Annotated in this window: 20 protein-coding genes and 1 rRNA gene; 13 read left to right on the top strand and 8 right to left on the bottom strand. The window is 69.9% G+C overall.

The features are described from left to right. Window positions 1-135: 135 nt before the first annotated feature. The gene (locus tag PUT80_RS44535) at window positions 136-483 is read right to left on the bottom strand and encodes a hypothetical protein (RefSeq protein ID WP_043827645.1); all 348 of its coding nucleotides are present in this window, start codon (window positions 481-483) and stop codon (window positions 136-138) included. A 193-nt stretch (window positions 484-676) separates the two neighbouring features. Between PUT80_RS44535 and lpdA the strand changes: the two genes are divergently transcribed. The 7 genes from lpdA to lipB all read left to right on the top strand — a co-directional run bounded on the left by lpdA (window position 677) and on the right by lipB (window position 7,868). Further along, window positions 677-2,050 (top strand): dihydrolipoyl dehydrogenase, encoded by a 1,374-nt coding sequence (gene lpdA / locus PUT80_RS44530; protein WP_275295746.1) that lies wholly within the window; start codon window positions 677-679, stop codon window positions 2,048-2,050. Window positions 2,051-2,105: 55 nt separating this feature from the next. Then, on the top strand, window positions 2,106-3,893 hold the full coding sequence (gene sucB, locus PUT80_RS44525) for a 2-oxoglutarate dehydrogenase, E2 component, dihydrolipoamide succinyltransferase (protein ID WP_134734449.1): 1,788 nt from the start codon (window positions 2,106-2,108) through the stop codon (window positions 3,891-3,893). Between the two features lie 114 nt (window positions 3,894-4,007). Next, window positions 4,008-5,117 (top strand): serine hydrolase, encoded by a 1,110-nt coding sequence (locus PUT80_RS44520; protein ID WP_037809510.1) that lies wholly within the window; start codon window positions 4,008-4,010, stop codon window positions 5,115-5,117. A 5-nt stretch (window positions 5,118-5,122) separates the two neighbouring features. After that, window positions 5,123-5,608 (top strand): helix-turn-helix domain-containing protein, encoded by a 486-nt coding sequence (locus PUT80_RS44515; RefSeq protein ID WP_037809509.1) that lies wholly within the window; start codon window positions 5,123-5,125, stop codon window positions 5,606-5,608. Window positions 5,609-5,623: 15 nt separating this feature from the next. Continuing rightward, window positions 5,624-6,502, top strand: coding sequence for a TIGR01777 family oxidoreductase (locus PUT80_RS44510; RefSeq protein WP_037809508.1), 879 nt, complete (start codon window positions 5,624-5,626; stop codon window positions 6,500-6,502). Continuing rightward, the gene (locus tag PUT80_RS44505) at window positions 6,499-7,128 is read left to right on the top strand and encodes a phosphatase PAP2 family protein (RefSeq protein WP_037809506.1); all 630 of its coding nucleotides are present in this window, start codon (window positions 6,499-6,501) and stop codon (window positions 7,126-7,128) included. The genes PUT80_RS44510 and PUT80_RS44505 overlap by 4 nt, the downstream gene beginning before the upstream one ends. Next, window positions 7,125-7,868, top strand: coding sequence for a lipoyl(octanoyl) transferase LipB (gene lipB / locus PUT80_RS44500; protein WP_037809504.1), 744 nt, complete (start codon window positions 7,125-7,127; stop codon window positions 7,866-7,868). Before PUT80_RS44505 ends, lipB begins: the two co-directional genes overlap by 4 nt. 46 nt (window positions 7,869-7,914) lie before the next feature. Here the strand turns inward: lipB and PUT80_RS44495 are convergent, their stop codons facing one another. Further along, complete coding sequence (locus PUT80_RS44495; protein WP_037809502.1) at window positions 7,915-8,850, bottom strand: LLM class F420-dependent oxidoreductase; 936 nt, start codon at window positions 8,848-8,850, stop codon at window positions 7,915-7,917. Between the two features lie 25 nt (window positions 8,851-8,875). Further along, entirely contained in the window at window positions 8,876-9,496 is a 621-nt protein-coding gene (locus PUT80_RS44490; RefSeq protein WP_275295745.1) for a TetR/AcrR family transcriptional regulator, read from the bottom strand. Between the two features lie 132 nt (window positions 9,497-9,628). Here PUT80_RS44490 and PUT80_RS44485 point away from each other — a divergent pair, with 132 nt between their 5' ends. After that, on the top strand, window positions 9,629-10,150 hold the full coding sequence (locus PUT80_RS44485) for a hypothetical protein (RefSeq protein WP_275295744.1): 522 nt from the start codon (window positions 9,629-9,631) through the stop codon (window positions 10,148-10,150). Between the two features lie 19 nt (window positions 10,151-10,169). Next, window positions 10,170-11,114 (top strand): oxidoreductase, encoded by a 945-nt coding sequence (locus PUT80_RS44480; protein ID WP_275295743.1) that lies wholly within the window; start codon window positions 10,170-10,172, stop codon window positions 11,112-11,114. Here PUT80_RS44480 and PUT80_RS44475 read toward each other — a convergent pair. The 4 genes from PUT80_RS44475 to PUT80_RS44460 are packed head-to-tail and all read right to left on the bottom strand — an operon-like array spanning window position 11,095 to window position 14,960. Next, on the bottom strand, window positions 11,095-12,534 hold the full coding sequence (locus PUT80_RS44475; RefSeq protein ID WP_275295742.1) for a HAMP domain-containing sensor histidine kinase: 1,440 nt from the start codon (window positions 12,532-12,534) through the stop codon (window positions 11,095-11,097). The genes PUT80_RS44480 and PUT80_RS44475 overlap by 20 nt on opposite strands. Before the next feature lie 17 nt (window positions 12,535-12,551). Continuing rightward, on the bottom strand, window positions 12,552-13,247 hold the full coding sequence (locus tag PUT80_RS44470) for a response regulator transcription factor (protein ID WP_275295747.1): 696 nt from the start codon (window positions 13,245-13,247) through the stop codon (window positions 12,552-12,554). Between the two features lie 34 nt (window positions 13,248-13,281). After that, window positions 13,282-14,055 carry an ABC transporter permease gene (locus tag PUT80_RS44465; RefSeq protein ID WP_275295741.1) on the bottom strand — a complete coding sequence of 258 codons (774 nt, stop codon included), beginning with the start codon at window positions 14,053-14,055 and terminating at the stop codon, window positions 13,282-13,284. Further along, window positions 14,052-14,960, bottom strand: a complete 909-nt coding sequence (locus PUT80_RS44460; RefSeq protein WP_275295740.1) for an ATP-binding cassette domain-containing protein — start codon at window positions 14,958-14,960, stop codon at window positions 14,052-14,054. Before PUT80_RS44460 ends, PUT80_RS44465 begins: the two co-directional genes overlap by 4 nt. 128 nt (window positions 14,961-15,088) lie before the next feature. Between PUT80_RS44460 and lipA the strand changes: the two genes are divergently transcribed. The 4 genes from lipA (at window position 15,089) to PUT80_RS44440 (ending at window position 19,134) form a co-directional block, all read left to right on the top strand. Beyond that, entirely contained in the window at window positions 15,089-16,090 is a 1,002-nt protein-coding gene (lipA, locus tag PUT80_RS44455; protein ID WP_275295739.1) for a lipoyl synthase, read from the top strand. 104 nt (window positions 16,091-16,194) lie between these two features. Continuing rightward, window positions 16,195-16,872, top strand: coding sequence for a DedA family protein (locus tag PUT80_RS44450; protein ID WP_043839989.1), 678 nt, complete (start codon window positions 16,195-16,197; stop codon window positions 16,870-16,872). A 57-nt stretch (window positions 16,873-16,929) separates the two neighbouring features. Beyond that, a complete protein-coding gene (locus PUT80_RS44445) occupies window positions 16,930-17,799 on the top strand; it encodes a patatin-like phospholipase family protein (protein WP_134665687.1) in 870 nt (289 codons plus the stop codon). A gap of 132 nt (window positions 17,800-17,931) precedes the next feature. Beyond that, window positions 17,932-19,134, top strand: coding sequence for an Ig-like domain-containing protein (locus PUT80_RS44440; RefSeq protein WP_275295738.1), 1,203 nt, complete (start codon window positions 17,932-17,934; stop codon window positions 19,132-19,134). 1,039 nt (window positions 19,135-20,173) lie between these two features. On the opposite strand, the gene rrf is transcribed toward PUT80_RS44440, so the two are convergent. Beyond that, window positions 20,174-20,290, bottom strand: a 5S ribosomal RNA gene (gene rrf / locus PUT80_RS44435). Window positions 20,291-20,294: the final 4 nt, after the last annotated feature.

Genomic DNA, 20,294 nt, shown 5'->3' with positions numbered 1-20,294 from the left:
GTGCTTGTCAAGGCATCTTTCCCGCCTTGACAAGCACCCCCGAACCGTCAGCACAATCAAACTTCGGGGTGCCCCACGCAACCAACGCCCGATGTCGCCGCCAGGCGACGAGAAGTCACCGACAACAGCCCAACCTCAACCACCAGGCCGCCGCTTCTGCCTCTCCGTGTACTCCCGCATCCGCTTCGGATAACCAACCCGCGCAGCCTCGTACACAGGAATCGTGTGCTTATGCCCGAACCGCTGCGCCGCGTCGAAGCTCCCAATACGCCGGCGGGTCCATTCCCCGTCATGGGCGACAAGCACCACAGTGGTGTCAGTCACCGTGGTCGGCGGCTCGACATACGCCTCCACCCCACGACGCGCAGCAGCCCATTCCTCCAGGTAACGGGTATCGCTCGAGCCCCCGGAGCGGCCCGCTCCCGTGCCCGCGCCGCGTCTGCCGCGGCGGCGCAACGAGTCGAAGATCCCCACTTCGACCACCTTTCTTCCGGCGAGAGTCCGGACTTCATTATTCCCGGGTTCGTGTGTGGCCGGTGTCGCAGCACCGCCTTGGCCCGGCTAGGTCGCAACGCCGATCGGCGTAGTGACAAGATGGCTGTTGTCGCGCGCGCGGTTATACCGGGTGCCGCGGCGACCGAAGCTCCACCCCTATCGCTGCCGAGGAGTTATTGAAGTGAGCGACACCTCCGCCGACCTCGTGATCCTGGGAGGCGGATCGGGCGGCTACGCCGCGGCCTTCCGCGCGGCCGAGCTGGGCCTTTCCGTCACGCTGATCGAGAAGGACAAGCTGGGCGGGACCTGCCTCCACCGGGGCTGCATCCCGACCAAGGCCCTGCTGCACGCCGCCGAGGTCGCCGACGAGGCCCGCGACGCCGAGACCTTCGGCGTCAAGGCCGTGTTCGAGGGCATCGACATCGCGGGGGTGAACAAGTACAAGGACGGGATCGTCTCCCGGCTGTACAAGGGCCTCCAGGGCCTGGCCAAGGCGCACAAGGTGAACCTCGTCGAGGGCACCGGCCGGTTCGTCGGCGGCACCACCGTCGAGGTCGACGGCACGCGCTACACCGGCAAGAACGTCATCCTCGCCACCGGTTCGTACTCGCGCACCCTGCCCGGCCTGGAGCTCGGCGGCCGCATCATCGCGAGCGAGCAGGCGCTGACGCTGGACTACGTGCCGAAGAAGGTCGTCGTGCTCGGCGGCGGCGTGATCGGCGTGGAGTTCGCCAGCGTGTGGGCCTCCTTCGGGGTCGACGTCACCGTGGTCGAGGCGCTCCCGCGGCTGGTCCCGAACGAGGACGAGTACGCCTCCAAGCAGCTCGAGCGCGCGTTCCGGCGCCGCAAGATCGTCTTCAAGACCGGCGTCCGGTTCACCGGCGCGAAGCAGGACGACAACGGCGTCAGCGTGTCGCTGGAGTCCGGCGAAACGCTGGAGGCCGACCTGCTGCTGGTCGCCGTCGGCCGCGGCCCGAACTCGGCCGGGCACGGCTACGAGGAGGCGGGCGTCCAGATCGACCGCGGCTTCGTGCTCACCGACGACCGGCTGCGCACCAACCTGCCGAACGTCTACGCGGTCGGCGACATCGTGCCGGGCCTCCAGCTCGCGCACCGCGGCTTCCAGCAGGGCATCTTCGTGGCCGAGGAGATCGCCGGGCTGAACCCGCGCGCCATCGACGAGCGCGGCATCCCGCGCGTCACCTACTCGCACCCCGAGGTCGCGTCCGTCGGGCTCACCGAGGCCCAGGCCAAGGAGAAGTACGGTTCGGACGTCACCACGTTCACCTACGACCTCGGCGGCAACGGCAAGAGCCAGATCCTCAAGACCTCCGGCGGCGTGAAGCTGGTGAAGGCCCCGGACGGCCCCGTCGTCGGCGTGCACATGGTGGGCGACCGGGTCGGCGAGCTGATCGGCGAAGCGCAGCTGATCTACAGCTGGGAGGCGTTCCCGGAGGACGTCGCCCCGCTGATCCACGCGCACCCCACGCAGACCGAGGCACTCGGCGAAGCGTTCCTCGCCCTCGCGGGCAAGCCGCTGCACGTGCACAGCTGACGCGCAACCAGCACAATCCAGACCACGTCTTAGCGATCAAGGGAGCCAGCGAACAATGGCCTACTCCGTCACGCTGCCGGAGCTCGGCGAGAGCGTCACCGAGGGAACCGTCACCCGGTGGTTGAAGCAGGAGGGCGACACCGTCGAGGTCGACGAGCCGTTGCTCGAGATCTCGACCGACAAGGTCGACACCGAAGTACCGTCGCCGGTGGCAGGCACGGTCGTGAAGATCAGCGCCAAGGAAGACGACACCGTCGAGGTCGGCGGCGAGCTGGCGGTGATCGACGACGGCACCGGCGGCGTGCCCGAGTCCTCCGCCCCGGCCCAGCAGGCCGAGCCGGAACCGGAGCCCGCGCCGCAGCAGCAGGAAGCCCCTGCCCAGGCCGAATCCGCCCCGGCCGAGTCCGCGCCGTCGCAGCCGGACACCGCTCCGGCCGCGGGCGGTTCGGGCACCGAGGTGAAGCTGCCCGAACTGGGCGAGAGCGTCACCGAGGGCACCGTCACCCGCTGGCTGAAGCAGGTCGGCGAGTCGGTCGAGGTCGACGAGCCGCTGCTCGAGATCTCCACCGACAAGGTCGACACCGAGGTCCCGTCGCCGGTCGCCGGCACCGTGCTGGAGATCCGCGCGGGCGAGGACGAGACCGTCGAGGTCGGCGGAGTGCTCGCGGTCATCGGCGACGCGAGCGCCGCCCCGGCCGCCGCGCCCGCGCAGGAGAGCAAGCCCGCTCCCGCTCCGGAACCCGAGCCCGCTCCGGCCCCGGTCCAGGAAAGCAAGCCCGCCCCGGCCCCGGCGGCTCCGGCTCCGGCGCCTGCCGCTCCGGCCCCGGCTCCGGCGCAGGAGAGCAAGCCCGCTCCGGCCGCCCAGGCCCCGGCGGAATCCGCGGACGGCCCGTACGTCACGCCGCTGGTGCGCAAGCTCGCCTCCGAGCACGGCATCGACCTCGCGTCGCTGACCGGCAGCGGAGTCGGCGGCCGCATCCGCAAGCAGGACGTGCTCGCCGCGGCCGAGGCGAAGCAGAAGGCGGCTCCGGCCCCGGCTGCTTCCGCTCCGGCAGCCGCCCCGGCCGCCGCGGCTCCGTCCGCGCCGCGCGCCGCCGCGGTGTCGCCGGAGGTCGCCGCCCTGCGCGGCACCGTGCAGAAGGCGAGCCGGATCCGGCAGATCACCGCCACCAAGACCCGCGAGTCGCTGCAGGTTTCCGCGCAGCTCACGCAGGTGCACGAGGTGGACGTCACCAAGATCGCCAAGCTGCGCCAGCGCGCGAAGGCGGCGTTCAAGGAGCGCGAGGGCGTCAACCTCACGTTCCTGCCGTTCTTCGCCAAGGCGACCGTCGAGGCGCTCAAGCAGCACCCGAACGTCAACGCGTCCTACAACGAGGACACGAAGGAGATCACCTACCACGGCGCCGTGCACCTGGGCATCGCGGTGGACACCGAGCGCGGCCTGCTCTCGGTCGTGATCCACGACGCGGGCGAGCTGAGCCTCGCCGGTCTCGCGCACCGCATCGCCGACCTGGCGGCGCGGGCCCGGGCCAACAAGATCAAGCCGGACGAGCTGATCGGCGGCACCTTCACCGTCACGAACATCGGCTCCAACGGGGCCCTGTTCGACACGCCGATCATCGTGCAGCCGCAGTCCGGCATGCTCGGCACCGGCGCCGTGGTGAAGCGCCCGGTCGTGGTGAGCGACGCCGAGGGCAACGACACCATCGCGGTCCGCTCGATGGCGTACCTGCCGCTGACCTACGACCACCGCCTGGTCGACGGCGCGGACGCCGGCCGCTTCCTGACCACGATCAAGCAGCGGCTGGAAGAGGGCAACTTCGAGGACGAGCTGGGTCTCTGATCCGGTAGTTCTTCGGCCGAAGGCCCCCGCACTCGCCCGAGTGCGGGGGCCTTCGCCGTTTCTCCTACTTTCGGCTAATCCGGAATTCCGGAATACCGGAGTAGGCTGCTCGGCATGCTCACTCGACGAAGCTTGCTCACGTCGGTCGCAGCAGCGGGGGCCGCCACGTTCGTCCTGCCCTCGCTCGCGCTGGCCGATCCCCCGGACCAATCCACTCCCGAAGGCTGGCTCGCCCAGCTCGCGGCCCACCGCGACGACGTGTCAGCGGTCTTCTCCGACGGCGCCGGCCGCCGGTTCAGCCATCTCGCGGACCGGTCGCTCGTCGTCGCGTCCGCGATCAAGGTGGTCCATCTGCTCGCCTACGCCACGGCAGTCGCCGAAGGACGGCTCGAACCGGACGAGCAGGTGCGCGTCGGCGACTGGGACGCCCGGCATCCGTATATCGGCGACGGCGAGGTCGGCAAGGGCAACCACCACACCGCGCTGACCTACCTGGGAATCCCGTGCGACGAGTACGGCGTCGCGAAGAATCCGGACCAGCGCGTGCCGCTGCGGAGCATCGCGGAAACGATGATCCTCTGCAGCGACAATGCCGCAGCGGACTACCTGCGCGCCCGGCTGGGCGACCGGGCTTTGCGTGCGGCGGCAGCCCGCGGCGGCTGGCGGATGCCGGACGTGCGGATGTTCGGCGGCGAAACGTTGCTGCTGTTTTTCCCCGAGTACTGCCCGCCGCCGGGCAGCCCGGTCGCGCTCCGCCGCGCGGCGGGAGACGCGCTGTCGAACCGGTTCGCATGCGATCCGTCGTTCCGTGCCCAGGTGCTCCCCCGGGTCGCCGAAAAGCCGCCCTCCGTCGAAGCGATCATGGCGTGGTCCGCCTCGACCGGACAGGGCAGCGCCGAGCAGTTGTTCCGGCTGCACCACGAGATCGCCACGAACCGCGATCGCGCGGCCGTTCTCGCGCAGCGAGTCCTCGGCGAACAGTTCGCGGGACACGAGCCGTCGGGCACGAAAGCCGTGCTGTACAAGGGCGGAAACCTTCCCGGCTTCCTCGTGCTCGGGTTCGATCTGCTGTGGCCGGACCGCCGTCCCGGCACCTGCACGGTCTTCATCAAGAACTCCACGCCGGAGGATCTCCAGTACGGCGGAGTGCTGCAGCAGTTGTGCGTCGGCGCGCTGTTCCGCCCGGACACCTTCGCGGCTTTGGAGCGTGCGCTGGGACACTGACCGGCATGACCGAAGACCTCGCCGAGCGTGTCGCGGCGCTCGAACGCCGGATGGCCGCATTGGAGGGGCGGCCCGCCGAACCCGTCCAGGACGGTCCGCCGGGGATCGTGGGCTATCAGGGTGAATTGACCGATCCCGAGCTGCGCTGGGAAATCCGGCTCACGACCCCGGCGGTCCTGTCGCTGCCGGACGGGCCGCGCGCCGAGGTGCTCGCCGCGCTGGCGAACACCGACCGAATCGCGCTCGTCCGGCTGCTCGCCCGCGACGGCGCGCAAACCGGGGCCGCGCTGCAGGAAGCCGCGGAACTCAGCTCGCCGGGGCGGCTCTACCACCATCTCAAGGCGCTCACCGCGGCCGGGCTCGTCGAGCAGGACCGCCGCGGCAGCTACCGGCTCAAGCCGACCGCCGCGATCCCCGCGCTGGTGCTGCTGACCGCCGCCGCCGACGTCGCCGGTCAGCTCCGCCCGGGTGTGCGCGAACCGGGCCGATAGGACACGATCAGAGACATGCGGGTACTCATCGCGGGCTCCGGCGGCCTTATCGGCACCGCATTGACCGGACGGCTGCGCGAATCCGGGCACGAGGTGCGCCGGCTGGTGCGGCGGACCGCGCGGGCGGAAGACGAGCGCGGCTGGGACCCGCCGTCGGGACGGATCGACGACGGCGCGTTCGACGGCATCGACGCGGTGGTGAACCTGTGCGGTGCCCCGCTGCTGCCCGGCCGCTGGAGCGGAATGCGCAAACAGCAGCTGCTCGACAGCCGGGTGGAGCCGACCGAAGTGCTCGCCGAAGCGGTGGCGGAGCACGGCATCGGGGTGCTGGTGAACGCCTCCGCCGTCGGCTACTACGGCAACACCGGGTCCACTGTGGTCGATGAGGACACCAAGCCGGGCAACGGTTTTCTCGCCGAGATGTGCGTCGAGTGGGAGGACGCGACCGCCGCGGCGGCCGGCGCCCGCGTGGTCTCGGTCCGCACGGGTCTCGTGCTGGCCCGCAGCGGCGGCCTGCTCGACGTGCTGCGCCCGCTATTCCGTTTCGCACTCGGCGGACGGCTCGGCGACGGCCGCCAGTTCATGCCGTGGATCGCGCTGGACGACGAAATCGGTGCCCTCGTGCACATCCTGGAGCACGAGACGCTGTCCGGCCCGGTCAATCTCACCGGCCCGATTCCCGTCTCCAACGCTGAGTTCACCAAGGCCCTCGGCCACGCGGTGCACCGGCCCGCGCCGTGGTGGGTGCCGGAAATCGCGATGAAGATCGCCCTCGGCCAGGCCGCCGAAGAGATGGCGCTGTTCGGGCAGCGCGCAGTGCCGCGGAAGCTCGAGGCGAGCGGGTACGAATTCCGGCACCGCACCGTCGACAGCGCGCTCGCCGCGGCGACGTGACGATGCCGCGCGTCCGGTGGATCGTCACTGGAGTGGTGCTGTTCGCCGCGTTCCTCTGGCTCGGCTTCCTGGTAGACCGGCAGCCGCTGCAGCTCGACGTCGAGGTCGCCACGGCCTTGCGCGGGCAGGACACTCACCCGGCCGGTCAGATCGCGGGCGTGGTGACGAACGTCCTCGGCCCGGTGCTGCCGTACGTGCTCGGCGTGGTGCTGCTGGCGGTCGTGCTGCGGGACCGGTCGCAGCTCTCGCTGTGCGTGCGGCTCGCCGTAGTGCTGGTGCTGTGCCGGCTGACCAGCCTGGCGTTCAAGCCGGTGTTCCAGCGGCAGCGCCCGCGGGTGTACCCGGATCTGAGCTATCCCAGCGGCCACGTCGTCTCGGTGGCGACGACCAGCCTGGTCGTGGTCCTGCTGTGCGCCTGGCTCCGGCCGCGGGCCGTGCGGTGGGCGATCTGGCTGTCCGCCGCCGCGACCGTGCTGGCCGCGGCCTGCCGGATCGTGCTCGGCGTGCACTGGGTCACCGACACGATCGGGGCCGTGCTCGCGGTGCTCGGCGTCGGACTGGTGTCAGCGACCGCACTCCGGCTGGTCCCCTTTCCGGTGCGCGAAAGGCGTAGCCTCGACGGGTGAGTTCTTCGAGCGCAAGCTGCCGCATCGCCACCGAGCCCCTCGTCGTGCGCGAGATCGGGACGATCGACTACACCGAGGCCTGGGACCTGCAGCGGGAGATCCTCGCCGCGCGGGCGGACGAAACCGGGCCGGACACCATGCTGCTGCTGGAGCACCCGTCGGTCTACACCGCGGGCAAGCGCACCGAACCCGAGGACCGGCCCGCCGACGGCACCCCGGTGATCGACGTCGACCGCGGCGGCAAGATCACCTGGCACGGCCCCGGCCAGCTGGTCGGCTACCCGATCCTGAAGCTCGCCGATCCGATCGACGTCATGCACTACGTGCGCAGGCTGGAAGAAGCGCTGATCGCGGTATGCGACCGGTTCGGCGTGCGCACCGGCCGCGTCGAGGGCCGCAGCGGCGTGTGGATCCCGGCCGACGAACGCGGCATCGAACGCAAGATCGCCGCGATCGGCATCCGCGTCCAGCGCGGCGTGACCATGCACGGCTTCGAGCTGAACTGCAACGCCGACCTGGCCGCGTTCGACAACATCGTGCCGTGCGGCATCCGCGACGCGGGCACCACGTCGCTGTCCTGGGAACTGCAGCGCGACGTCCCGGTCGCCGAGGTGCTGCCGGTGGCGAAGGAGCTGGTGCTGGCCGCGCTCGAAGGCGAACTGCCGGTGAGCGACGACCGCTGGCTGCCGCGCCCGGAGGCTCCGAAGGCCCCCGGCGTCACCTTCGCCCTGCAGAACTGACCTTCTCCACGACAAAGGGGCCTCCCGGGGGAGGCCCCTTTTCGCGTCAGTCCAGCTGCGGTGCGACCTCGGAGGCCACGAACTCGATGTGGTCGAGGTCGGAAAGGTCGAGCACCTGCAGGTACAGCCGGGTGATCCCGGTCTTCTCGCGCCACTGCCCGATCCGGTCGACGATCTCCGCCGCGGTCCCGGCCAGCCCGTTGGCCCGCAGTTCGTCCGTCTCCCGGCCGATCGCGGACGCGCGGCGCGCGACCTCGGCTTCGTCCCGGCCCGCCGCGAGCACGAGCGCGACCGAACGCAGGATCTCCTTGGGGTCGCGGCCGATCGCCTCCGCCGCCGCGTCCACCCGCTGGAACTGCGCGAGCGCGGTTTCGGCGTCCACGAACGGCAGGTTGAACTCGTCGGCGTACTGCGCGGCCAGCGCCGGGGTGCGCTTCTTGCCGCCCCCGCCGATGATCACCGGCGGCGCGGGCGACTGCGCGGGCTTCGGCAGCGCGGGCGAGTCGGCGAGCGTGTAGTAGTCGCCGGAGTAGGAGAAGGTCTCGCCGACCGGGGTCTTCCACAGGCCGGTGATCACCGCGAGCTGCTCGGCGTAGCGGTCGAAGCGCTCCTTGAGCGGCGGCAGGGTGAGGCCGTAGGCGGTGTGCTCGTCGTCGTACCAGCCGGTGCCGAGGCCGAATTCCACGCGCCCGCCGGACATCTGGTCCACCTGCGCGACCGAGATCGCGAGCGGGCCGGGGTGACGGAAGGTGGCCGCGGTGACGAGCGTGCCGAGCCGGACGCGCTCGGTCTCGCGGGCGAGGCCGGCGAGGGTGATCCACGCGTCGGTCGGCCCGGGAAGGCCGTCCGCGCTGCCCATCTTGAGGTAGTGGTCGCTGCGGAAGAAGGCGTCGTAGCCCGCGGCTTCGGTGGTCCGCGCGACCCGCAGCAGGTCGTCGTAGCTCGCCCCCTGCTGGGGTTCGGTGAAGATCCTCAAGTCCATGTCCGCCAGCCTAATGGCGGATCGGTCAGCCCGCGGCGGGCCGTTCTTCGTGACCCGCGGGGCGGCGCAGCCTCGACAGCATCCGCGTGATGACGTCCTCGATCTCGGCTCCGACCTTCTTCGGGTCGGCCGCGCCCGCGATCTCGGTGGCCGCGCTCGACAGCGCGCCGAACAGCAGCCGCGCGGTGAGGTCGACCGGCACCGGCTCCACCTCGCCCGCGTCGACGAGCAGCTGGAGCCCGGACCGCACGAGCCCGAAGCTCGACTGTTCCTCGGCCTCGCGCCAGCGTTCCCAGCCCATCACGACCGGCCCCTCGTGGATGGCGATCCGCTGGTACGAGGGGTCGAGGCAGCTGCGGATGAACGCCTGCAGCCCGCCCATCGCGCGATCCCACGGCTCGCCGTCGCCAGTCATGATCTTCTGCAGCCGGTCGTAGACCAGGCTTTCGACCTGCTCGAAGGCGGCCTCGAAGAGCGCCTGCTTCCCGCTGAAATGGTGGTACAGCGCGCCTTTCGTGACGCGGGCGCGCTTGGCCACCTCGTCGAGCGAGGTGCCCGCGTATCCGCGTTTCGTGAACAGTTCGACCGCGCTGTCGACCAGGGCGGATCGGGTCGACTCGGAGTAGTCGAGTCGTCGGGACCTCATTGTCGGCACGCTCACAACCTTACGCCGGGACCCGACGGACCATACCCGTGGTATGTTGGCTGCGTCAGGTCCGTACCGGAAGTATGCCGCAGACCGGCAGTATGACCCGGGTCACGGAAGGGGAGCCACACCATGAGCTGGACCGACTTCTACCGGCGGCGAGAGATCCTCGATGCCGCTGTCCGCCAGGCGAGGCGCGCGCCGCAGGCACCGCTGTCGCTGGCCGAAATCCCGGGTGCCGCCGACGAGTTCGGCACCGAAGAGAACCTGTTGCTGGCACTGCAGTACAAGTGGACGCAGTTGCTCAGCGGCTACCTGCGCGCCGAGTTCGCCGATCCCGACGAGGCAGATCTTCCCGGCGACCAGGTCGACGCCGTCACCCGCGCGTGGCGGCAGGCGCAGCACGACCACGAAGACCTTCGTGCGGCACTGGACGGCGCGCTGGAGCGCTGCCCCGCGCTGGAACCGCTGCACCGCACCGAACTGTACATGCTGGCGCTCACCGCCGGCCTCGCCGAACCGGACGAGCCCGCCGAAGAGATCGTCAAGGTCGGGCGGACGCTCGACGCGCTGATCCGCGCCGGCGACACCGGCCCGGTCCGCAGGCGCGGCCCGGTCGGGCATCTGATGCGCCTGCTCGCGCCGAGTGCGTGACGTGTAGTTAGCTGGCCCGATGAACGAACGCTGGACCGAGGCCCGGATCCCCGACCAGAGCGGCCGGACCGTCCTGATCACCGGAGCGAATTCCGGCCTCGGCCTGCGTTCGGCGGAAGTCCTCGCCGCGCACGGCGCCCGCGTGCTGCTCGGCTGCCGCTCGCCGGAACGCGGCGAAACCGCACTCGAGCGAGTTCGCGGCGCGGCTTCCGGAGCCAAACCCGAACTCGTGCGCCTGGACCTCGCCGACCTGGCGTCCGTCCGGAAAGCCGCCGCGGCCGTGCGCGAACTCACCGGCGACGCACTGGACGTGCTGATGAACAACGCCGGGGTCATGGCCACCGCACAAGGCCGCACCGCGGACGGTTTCGAACTCCAATTCGGCACGAACCACCTCGGGCACGCCGCGCTGACGTGGCTGCTGATGCCCGCCCTGCGCGGCGCACCAGCTGGCCGCGTCGTCACGCTGTCCAGCGTCGCCGCCCTCGGCGCGCACCTGCACCTGGACGACCCGAACGCCGAACGCCGCCCGTACCGCGCTGCCGCTGCGTACGGCCAGGCGAAGCTGTCGAACCAAACCTTCGGCATCGAACTGGACCGACGCCTCCGCGCGGCGGATTCCACCGTGCGCAGCGTGCTCGCGCATCCCGGCTACAGCGCGACCGGCCTGACCACGAACATGGCGAGCTCGTACCGGAATCCCGTGCTGCGCACCGCACTCCGGGAAATCGGCAAGCTCGGCGGAATGCTGCTGGCCCAACGCGTCGAGCGCGGCGCACTGCCGCAGCTGTACGCCGCGACGGCCCCCGACGTCGAAAGCGGCGACTACATCGGACCGGTTTTCGCCGTCCGCGGCCGTCCGACGAAGGTGCGCACCCTTGCTCCGGCCCGGAATCCGGAAGCCGGGACCAGGCTGTGGGAACTGACTGCCGAGCTGACCGGCGTCACTCCCGATCCGCGCTGAACTCCAGCAGCGGCAACACGATCCGGAAACACGCCCCCTCGCCGACCGCGGTCTCCAGCTCGATCTCGCCATCGTGCGCCCGCGTCAGCGACCGGGCGATCGCCAGCCCCAGACCCGCGTCCGCACCCGGTGTCCTCGCTCGCGAACGGTCCGCGCGATAGAACCGGTCGAAGACGCGTTCTGCTTGCGCCGCAGTCATTCCCGGGCCTTCGTCGGCAACCTCCAGCACCGCCCGACCGCCCACAGTCCCGACCCCGATGCGGACCGCGGTGCCTGGCGGAGTGTGCGCGACAGCGTTGCCGACGAGGTTCGTGACCACCTGCCGCAGCCGCGCCTCGTCGGCGTTCACCGGAGCCGGTCCAGGCCCGCCCTCGCCGCCAGGTCCGGTCAGCTCGATCGGCCGTGACGGGTCGAGCGCGCGCAACGCGTGCCGGGCGTCGCCAGCCAGGGTGCGCAAGTCCATCGGCGCTCGGTCGAGCTGCGCTTCCGGAGCTTCGTCAAGCTGGGCAAGCAAAAGCAGGTCCTCGGTGAGCGCGGCCAGCCGGACCGCTTCCCGGTCGATCCGGTGCATGGCTTCGTCCACATCGGACTGTTCCGGGAGCGCGCCCATCCGGTACAGCTCGGCGGTGCCCTTGATCCCGAAAAGCGGCGTGCGCAGTTCGTGGCTCACGTCCGCGACGAAGGTCCGCATCCGCGCCTCGGAAGCGGTCCGGTCGGCGAAGGCTCGCTCCAGCTGTCCGAGCATGGTGTTGAGCGACCCCGCCAAGCGGCCGATTTCCGTTCCCGGCGCGGCGATCCCGGGCACCCTGCGGCTGAGGTCGCCGCCCGCGATCGCCGCCGCGGTGTGCTCGATCCGGCGCAACGGACGCAGCCCGCCGCGCAGCGCGAACCAGCCCGCCCCGGTCAGCAGCACGAGCAGCACGGACCCGGTGACCACGCTGCTGGTCCGCAACCGGGAGATCAAGGCGTCCGCCTCGGCGAGCGGAGCCGCCGCGATCACCGTCCCGCCCGGCGCCGGTGCCGCGACCGCGCGCCAGCGCTCCGAACCGTTCGCGGCCCGCAGGTCGGCAGGCGGGCCGTGCATCGGGACCGATCGCAGTTCCTCGGGCGAGGGCAGGGTTTCCGCCGCCAGCCGTGAAGAATGGATGCCGCCGGTCACCGCGCCGTTCGCGCCCAGATAGACCACGTACGGGGCGCCGATCAGGTCCAGCGCCGGGTCCAGCGCGGACGTCCGGGGGTCACCCGCGGGCAGCACGCCGGACGGCACGCGCGCGATCAGCTCGGTGAAACCGCGCAACTGCGTGTCGATCCGGTCGAGCTGGTAGCGCTCCAGACGATCCGAAACGACGGCGCTTATCAGCGTCAGCCCGGCCAGCAAGAGACCCGCCGTGATGAGCAGAAGCCGGGTGCGCAACGACATCCGGCGCAGTGGATGCCTCACCGCCGCGGTTCCCGCATCACGTAACCGACGCCGTGCACGGTGTGGATCAGCTTGGGCTCGCCGGTGTCGACCTTGCGTCGCAGGTAGGAGATGTAGGTGTCGACGATGCTGGCGTCGCCGCCGAAGTCGTACTGCCACACCCGGTCGAGGATCTGCGCCTTCGACACCACGCGCCCGGCGTTCTCCATCAGATACCGCAACAGCCGGAACTCGGTGGCGGAGACGCGGACCGGCTGCCCGGCCCGCATCACCTGGTGGCCTTCCGCGTCGAGCACCAGCTCGCCCACCGTCACCACCGCCTGGTGTCCTTGCGTGCGCCGGAGGATCGCGTGGATCCGCGCGATGAGCTCCTCCAGGTCGAACGGTTTGGTGACGTAGTCGTCGGCGCCCAGTGACAGGCCGGCGACCTTGTCCGCCTGCCGGTCGCGGGCGGTGAGGAAGAGCACCGGCACCGGTCCGCCGCGGCCGGGCCGGTGCCGTTCGCGCAAACGCCGGGCGACCTCGAAACCGTCCGCGTCCGGCAGCATCACGTCGAGCAGCACCAGGTCAGGCGGCTCTTCCGCAGCGGAGGTGACTGCCTCGCCCGCCGTCGCCGCGGACCTCACCTCGAAACCGGCGAACCGCAACGCCGCCGACAACAACTGCCGCACGGTGGCCTCGTCGTCGACCACCAGCAGCCGAGCGGGCGTCATCCCTGCCATGAACGCCAGCGTACGGAGACCACGGTCACACGTCCCGCCTGCGGAACGCCGCGAACGCGACGGCCAGCACCACGGCCACGCCGACGTACAGGCCGGCGAGGTTGAGCCACGGATCCGGGTACGCCGGATCGACCTTGCCGGAGAAAATCGCCGCCGCGCCCTTGGACGGCCAGAACGTGAACAGCCACTGCATCCAGGACGGGAAAAGGTCGGCGACGGCAGGCACCAGCAGCACGATCCCGACCAGCGCGGCCAGCGCACCCGCGGTCGCCCGGATCAGCGTGCCGAGACCGACCGCGAGCAACGCGATCGCGGCGAGGTACAGCCCACCGCCCACCACGGCACCGAGCACGCCAGGCTCGCCGAGACTCACGTGCGGCAACTGCTGCCCGGCGAGAAACCCTTGTCCGATCAGGAAAGCAGCGAACATCAGCACCTGCCCGGCCACGACGGCGACCGCGGCGGCGAGCACCACCTTCGCCGCCAGCAGCCGGGACCGCCGCGGCGTCGCCGTGAGCGATGTCTGAATCAGCCCGGTCGCGTATTCCGACGTGACGACCAGGACACCCAGCACCCCGATGATCAGCTGCGCGACGATGAAGGACTTCAAGCTGAGAGCCGTCGGATCCCAGGCCGCGCGTTCCGCGGCCGTCGCCTTGGCGTACTCGGCGCCCGCCGAAGCGGTCGCGAGCGCGGTGATGCCGAGCCCGGCGGCGAACAGGCTGGCCACGGTGTACCAGGTGGAACGCAGGCTGCGGAGCTTGATCCACTCCGACCTGAGCGTGCCGGAGACGATCACGCGGCAACCCCCTGGTACTCGATGCTGTCCTCGGTGAGCGCGAGGAACGCGTCCTCGAGCGAAACCCGCTGCGGCGTGAGCTCCCCGAGCGCGACCCCGTGGTACGCGGCCAGTTTTCCGATCTCGTCGCTGGTCAGGCCGGAGACGACCAGCGCGTCTCCAGCGCTGTCCCGCACGGCGGCTCCGGCGGCGAGCAGATGGCGGGCGAACCCGTCCGGATCGGCGGCGCGGACGAGCACCGAACCCGCCTGACCGGCCAGTTCGGCGGTGGCGGTGTCGGCGAGCAGCTTGCCCCTGCCGATGACGATCAGCCGGTCGGCGGTCTGCGCCATCTCGCTCATGAGATGGCTGGACACCAGCACCGCGCGGCCGTCGCGGGCGAGCGAGCGCATGAAGTCCCGGATCCAGCGGATGCCCTCGGGGTCGAGGCCGTTCACCGGTTCGTCGAAAATCAGCACTCGGGGGTCGCCGAGCAGCGCGGCCGCGATGCCGAGCCGCTGCCGCATCCCGAGCGAAAACCCGCCTGCCCTCCGCCCGGCCACGCTCTCCAGACCAGTACGCGCGAGCACGTCGTCGACCCGGCTCCGCGGCAGCCGGTTGCTCGCCGCGAGCGCGAGAAGGTGGTCGCGCGCCTTGCGGGCCCCGTGCACGGCACCTGCGTCGAGCAGCGCGCCGACCTCCGTGAGCGGCACTGAGAGCTCCCGGTAGCGCCGTCCGCCGATCGTCACCGACCCGCGCGTCGGGGCGGCGAGGCCGGTGATCATCTTCAGCGTCGTGGACTTGCCCGCCCCGTTCGGCCCGAGGAACCCGGTGACCTGCCCGGGCTCGACGCTGAACGACAGGTCGTCCACCACGGTGTCGGGCCCGTACCGTTTCGTGAGCCCGCGTACTTCGATCGCTGTCATGCCGGCGAGCGTGCTCGGCCGGTCCGGGCGAATCCGCAGAGCTTCTGGGAGAACCCTGTGCGTTTCCGGTCGTCCACGGGCTGGATTGGGTCCCGTTCACAGGAAAACCTCGGCGTAGGGTGGGGATCGTGACTGCTGCACCGGAGGGGCGGAAGTTGTTGCGGCTTGAGGTGCGCAACAGCGAGACGCCGATCGAGAAGAAGCCGTCGTGGATCAAGACGCGGGTGCGGATGGGTCCGGAGTTCACCGAACTCAAGGGGCTCGTGCGCCGCGAAGGTCTCCATACCGTCTGCGAAGAGGCCGGTTGTCCCAACATCTACGAATGCTGGGAAGACCGGGAGGCCACGTTCCTGATCGGCGGGGACCAGTGCACCCGGCGCTGCGATTTCTGCCAGATCGACACCGGGAAGCCTGCTGCGCTGGATCGCACGGAGCCGCGGAAGGTCGCGGAGTCGGTGCAGGCCATGGGCTTGCGGTACTCGACCATCACCGGCGTGGCTCGCGACGATCTCGAGGACGGCGGTGCATGGCTGTACGCGGAGACCGTCCGGCAGATCCACGCGCTGAACCCCGGCACCGGTGTCGAGCTGCTGATCCCGGACTTCAACGCCGAGCCCGACCAGTTGGCCGAGGTGTTCGGGTCGCGTCCGGAGGTTTTGGCGCACAACGTGGAGACGGTGCCGCGGATCTTCAAGCGGATCCGTCCCGGTTTCCGCTACGCGCGCTCCCTGGACGTCATCACCCAGGCCCGCGCAGCCGGGTTGGTGACGAAGTCGAACCTGATCCTCGGCATGGGCGAAACCCCCGAGGAGGTCAGCGTCGCGTTGCAGGAGCTGTTCGACGCGGGCTGCGAGATCATCACGATCACCCAGTACCTGCGGCCTTCCCCACGGCACCACCCGGTCGACCGCTGGGTCAAGCCGGAAGAATTCGTCGAGCACGCCAAGACCGCCGAGGCGATCGGCTTCCCCGGCGTCATGGCCGGTCCCCTGGTCCGCTCGTCCTACCGCGCCGGACGGCTCTACGCCCAGACCAAGGCACACCGCGGCGAGGCGCTCCCGGAGAACCTCGCCCACCTGACCGCCGAAGGACCCGCTGCGCAGGAAGCCAGCAGCCTGCTGTCCCGCTGAACCCGTACCGACGAAGGGGCCCCGGTTACGCACCGGGGCCCCTTATTCGTCTCCGCGTCCCCTGAACGTGGCACGCTATTCCCAAGAATCAGTAAAGTGATGGTGTGGCTTTAGTAACGGACATCCTCGACTGGTTGCAAGCACTCCCCCAACCGGGTCTCGTCGCGGCGGCAGGCGGGCTCGTGCTGGCCGAGTGCACGATCGGCCTCGGCTTCATCGCCCCGGGCGAATCGGGCCTGCTGATCGCGGCGACCACGGCGACGTCCGTGCCCCGCTTCCTGACGCTGTGGGCGGTCGTCACCGTCTGCGCGGCGCTGGGCGATTCGATCGGGTACGCCCTCGGCCGGAAGTTCGGGCCACGGCTGCGGGAGACGAAGCTCATCCGCAAATACGGGCTGGACGCCTGGGACAAGGCCACCGGCGTCCTCGAACGCCGGGGCGCGTGGGCGGTGTTCTTCGCGCGGTTCCTGCCGGTGCTGCGCACCCTGACACCGGCCGCTGCGGGAGCGTCGAACCTGCCGTTCCGCAAGTTCCTCCCGGCGACCGCCGCCGGCGCGTTCTGCTGGTCGCTCGTGCACATCAGCCTCGGCGCGGCGCTGGGCGAGGCGGCGAAGCAGGTCGAGAGCGCGATGAACACCGGGTTCCTCGTGGTGGCCGCGCTGGTGATCGGGGTGCTGGTGTTCTTCTTGCTGCGCATGAAGAAACGCAAGGCACTGGGCATCACCGGTTCCGCCGCTTCGCCGGACGAGCAGCCGGAAGAGCCCGCCCGCACCGGCAATTGACCGAGGTCACTCGAAGTCACCCGCCCGGGAGCCGTCCGGCTGATTAGATTCGACCGTATGCAGGCACTTGACCTCCCGAAGCCGGTCGCGTTCGTCCTCGGCGGGGGCGGCAGCCTCGGCGCGCTGCAGGTGGGCATGCTGCAAGCCCTCGACGAAGCGGGCATCACGCCGGATCTGGCGGTCGGCACGTCCGTCGGCTCGCTGAACGCCGCGGTGCTCGCGTTGGCCGGCGACGACCGGCTCCGGCGGCTCCGCGACATCTGGGCGCACATGACGAAGGCCGAGGCTTTCCCCGGCGGCGTGCTCAGCCAGGTCCGGACGCTCCGGCACAGCAAAACCCACCTGTTCCCGAACACCGGCCTCGCCAGGATCATCGACGACCACCTCGGCGCCGGCCGCCGGTTCGAGGATCTGGCGATGCCGCTGGGCGTCGTCACCACCGACGTCGACACCGCCGAACCGGTCCTGCTCACCTCCGGTCCGCTGCAAGCACCGCTCCTGGCGAGCTGCGCGATCCCCGGCATCTACCCGCCGGTGCCGTACGAGGACCGTCTCCTCTACGACGGCGGCCTGGTCGCCAACGTCCCGATGCGGCAGGCGTTGCGCATGGGCGCGAAGTCGCTGGTCGTCCTGGACTGCGCGTTCCCCGGCAAAATGCCCGGCGCGCCCCGGACGTTCGCCGAGGTGATGATGTTCACCGCGATGATCAGCATGCGCAACCAGGCCGTGCTGGAAGCGCCGGTCGCCGCCCGGACGGTGCCGGTGGTCTACCTGCCGGGCCCGGCGCCGGTCCAGGTGAGCCCGCTGGACTTCTCGCGCACCGACGACCTGGCGTCGCAGGCCTATCACGCCGCGCGGGACCACCTGAAGGAACTGACCGTCGACGGCCCCGGCTTGTACGGAGCGCCCGGATTGCTGCGTCCCTGATCCGCGCGACGCGGAATTCGCGAACGTGATCCGCGTCACCCTAATGCACCGATCCGCCGGTCGGGGCGTCTTTCCGATCGCGTAGTTTTGCAGTTGAACCTGCCGGTCCTGGACCCTCACAAAAGAGACATAATGTTCCCGAAGAAGACATTTTTTCCGCTCGCCGGAATTCTCGCGGCGACCGTGCTGCTTTCCGCCTGTTCCTCCGGGGACGGCGGCAGCAACGCTGGCACGCCCGGTGCGCCGGGCGGGTCGAGCCAGACCGCGACACCGGCTTCGGTGTCGATCGAACCGGCCAACGCGTCCGGGATCAGCCCGAGCACGCCGATCGTCGTGAAGGCGGCGAACGGGAAGCTCACGGACGTCACGGTCACGAGCGCCAAGGGCAAAGCCGTCGCGGGCGAGTTCTCTCCGGACAAGCTCAGCTGGACGACCACCGAGGTCCTCGGCTACGGCGGCACGTACCAGGTGAAGGCGCATGCCCAAGGCGCGGACGGGAAATCCGTCGAACAGCAGGGCCAGGTGACCACCCTGTCGCCGAAGAAGCAGGCGAACGCGAACCTGATCCCGGCCCCGAACGCGGTGAAGAGCTCGGGCGTCGGCGTGGGCCAGCCGATCGTGTTCAGCTTCGGCGTCCCGGTGAAGAACAAGGCCGCGGTGGAGAAGGCGCTCACGGTCGAGTCGTCGCCGAAGCAGGACGGCAGCTGGTATTGGATGGACGACAAGAACGTCCACTACCGGCCGAAGGAATACTGGAAGCCGGGCACCACGCTGACGGTGACCGCGAAGATTTACGGCGTCGATTTCGGAAATGGCGTGTACGGAGCGGACGATCGCACCGAATCGTACAAGGTGCACGATTCGTGGATCGCGAAAGCCGACGGCAACAGCGAACAGATGCAGATCTTCCACAACGGTTCGATGGTGAAGTCGATGCCGATCTCGATGGGCAAGGACGCGACCCCCACCCACCTCGGCCCGCACGTCATCTCGGACAAGCAGGCGAACTACACGATGGACTCCTGCACGTACGGCGTGTGCCCGCCGGACCCGAAGGCGTACCGCTCGAACGAGAAGTTCTCCGAACGCATCTCGAACGACGGAGAATTCGTCCACGAGAACCCGAACAGCGTCGGGCAACAGGGCAGCTCCAACGTCTCGCACGGCTGCATCAACCTGAACGCCGCCAACGCGGAGTGGTTCTTCAACAACTTCGGCCTGGGAGACGTCGTAGAAGTCACCAACTCAGGCGGCCCGCAACTCCCGGTGTGGGACCTGTACGGCGACTGGTCCAAGTCCTGGACCGACTGGCAGAAGGGCTCGGCCCTGAAGTAGTCCCTCACGGCCCGCTTGGGTTGGGCAAGGTTGAGGGCTGGTTCGGCTGAACGGTTCGACAGAGAAGGGTGCCGGAGCTTCTTGCTCCGGCACCCTTTTTGCTGCCCTGGGGTGGGAGGGGTTACCGGGGCTGGGCTGGGCTGCGTTGCTGCGAGGTAGTGATCGGGACCGGGCTGCGTTGCCGCGGAGCAGTGATCGGGACCGAGCCGTGTCGCCGCGGAGCAGTTAGCGGCACCGAGTCGCGTTGCCGCGGAGCACTGATCGGGACCGGGCCGCGTTGCCGCGGAGTAGTGAGCAGCTCCGGGCCTTGTCGCCCCAGAACAGTTAGCCGCACCGAACCGCGTCGCCGCAGAGTAGTGAGCGGCACCGAGTCGCGTTGCCGCGGAGCAGTTAGCGGCACTGGGCTGTGTCGCTGCCGAGCAGTGACCGACACCGGGCCATGCCGCTGCGGAGCGGCTATCGGCACCGGGCCGCAGTGCCGTCAGATCGGCTGCGGAGACGAAGCCCGGCCCACCGTTGCCGGTCTTGCTGCCTCGATCTCATCGCCTAGTGCCGCCCATTGCTCCCTGGCGCGGACGCCTTCCCTCGCAGCGCCGCTTTGCCGGCGGTGCTGGACGTTTCTCTGCGTGTCGCATCGCTTCCCCGCCGCCGGTGCTGGGAGCCGCCACCTCCGTGGTGAGCGCACAAGGCGGGCGAAGCTCGCCCAGGACTAGTTGCTCCGTTGTCTGCCTTGCTGGCTGAATCTCGTTGCCTCGTGCCGCCACTGCCTGCGCTGCTGAATGGGGCCAACTAGTTGCTCGCTTCCGCGGGATGTGTTCCCCTCACACGCTCCCTGGGGTCTTGAAGCCCAGTCCTGCGCGCGCCGCGGCGCGATTCAGCAGCAGCCTTCGGAAGACTCCGAAGAAATAGCTTGGGCATGACGAAGGCCCGGGTCCCCGTGTGTGGGGTTCCGGGCCTCGTACTTGTCCGTGAACATGAGTCTGGGCCCCGGGAAAACCCTGTTTCGGGTTCTCGACCGGGGCCCAGACTGTGTGGTTAAGTTCGGCGGTGTCCTACTCTCCCACAACCCTTCGGTTGCAGTACCATCGGCGCAGTCAGGCTTAGCTTCCGGGTTCGGAATGGGACCGGGCGTTTCCCTGACGCTAAAACCACCGAAACAC

Origin of the sequence: Amycolatopsis sp. La24 (genome assembly GCF_029087445.1) — a bacterium.
Taxonomy (GTDB): domain Bacteria; phylum Actinomycetota; class Actinomycetes; order Mycobacteriales; family Pseudonocardiaceae; genus Amycolatopsis; species Amycolatopsis nivea.
Note: the sequence above shows the minus strand (reverse complement) of the source record. Positions and strands in the feature narration are given on the sequence as shown.

What these genes read in the sequence shown, in the direction of transcription:
- PUT80_RS44480 (WP_275295743.1), top strand. Translation starts at nt 10,170, where the DNA reads ATGAACGAACGCTGGACCGAGGCCCGGATCCCCGACCAGAGCGGCCGG.
- PUT80_RS44515 (WP_037809509.1), top strand. Translation starts at nt 5,123, where the DNA reads ATGACCGAAGACCTCGCCGAGCGTGTCGCGGCGCTCGAACGCCGGATG.
- PUT80_RS44495 (WP_037809502.1), bottom strand. Translation starts at nt 8,850, where the DNA reads ATGGACTTGAGGATCTTCACCGAACCCCAGCAGGGGGCGAGCTACGAC.
- PUT80_RS44510 (WP_037809508.1), top strand. Translation starts at nt 5,624, where the DNA reads ATGCGGGTACTCATCGCGGGCTCCGGCGGCCTTATCGGCACCGCATTG.
- PUT80_RS44460 (WP_275295740.1), bottom strand. Translation starts at nt 14,960, where the DNA reads ATGACAGCGATCGAAGTACGCGGGCTCACGAAACGGTACGGGCCCGAC.
- PUT80_RS44490 (WP_275295745.1), bottom strand. Translation starts at nt 9,496, where the DNA reads ATGAGGTCCCGACGACTCGACTACTCCGAGTCGACCCGATCCGCCCTG.
- PUT80_RS44440 (WP_275295738.1), top strand. Translation starts at nt 17,932, where the DNA reads ATGTTCCCGAAGAAGACATTTTTTCCGCTCGCCGGAATTCTCGCGGCG.
- PUT80_RS44445 (WP_134665687.1), top strand. Translation starts at nt 16,930, where the DNA reads ATGCAGGCACTTGACCTCCCGAAGCCGGTCGCGTTCGTCCTCGGCGGG.
- sucB (WP_134734449.1), top strand. Translation starts at nt 2,106, where the DNA reads ATGGCCTACTCCGTCACGCTGCCGGAGCTCGGCGAGAGCGTCACCGAG.
- PUT80_RS44520 (WP_037809510.1), top strand. Translation starts at nt 4,008, where the DNA reads ATGCTCACTCGACGAAGCTTGCTCACGTCGGTCGCAGCAGCGGGGGCC.
- PUT80_RS44475 (WP_275295742.1), bottom strand. Translation starts at nt 12,534, where the DNA reads ATGTCGTTGCGCACCCGGCTTCTGCTCATCACGGCGGGTCTCTTGCTG.
- PUT80_RS44470 (WP_275295747.1), bottom strand. Translation starts at nt 13,247, where the DNA reads ATGACGCCCGCTCGGCTGCTGGTGGTCGACGACGAGGCCACCGTGCGG.
- PUT80_RS44485 (WP_275295744.1), top strand. Translation starts at nt 9,629, where the DNA reads ATGAGCTGGACCGACTTCTACCGGCGGCGAGAGATCCTCGATGCCGCT.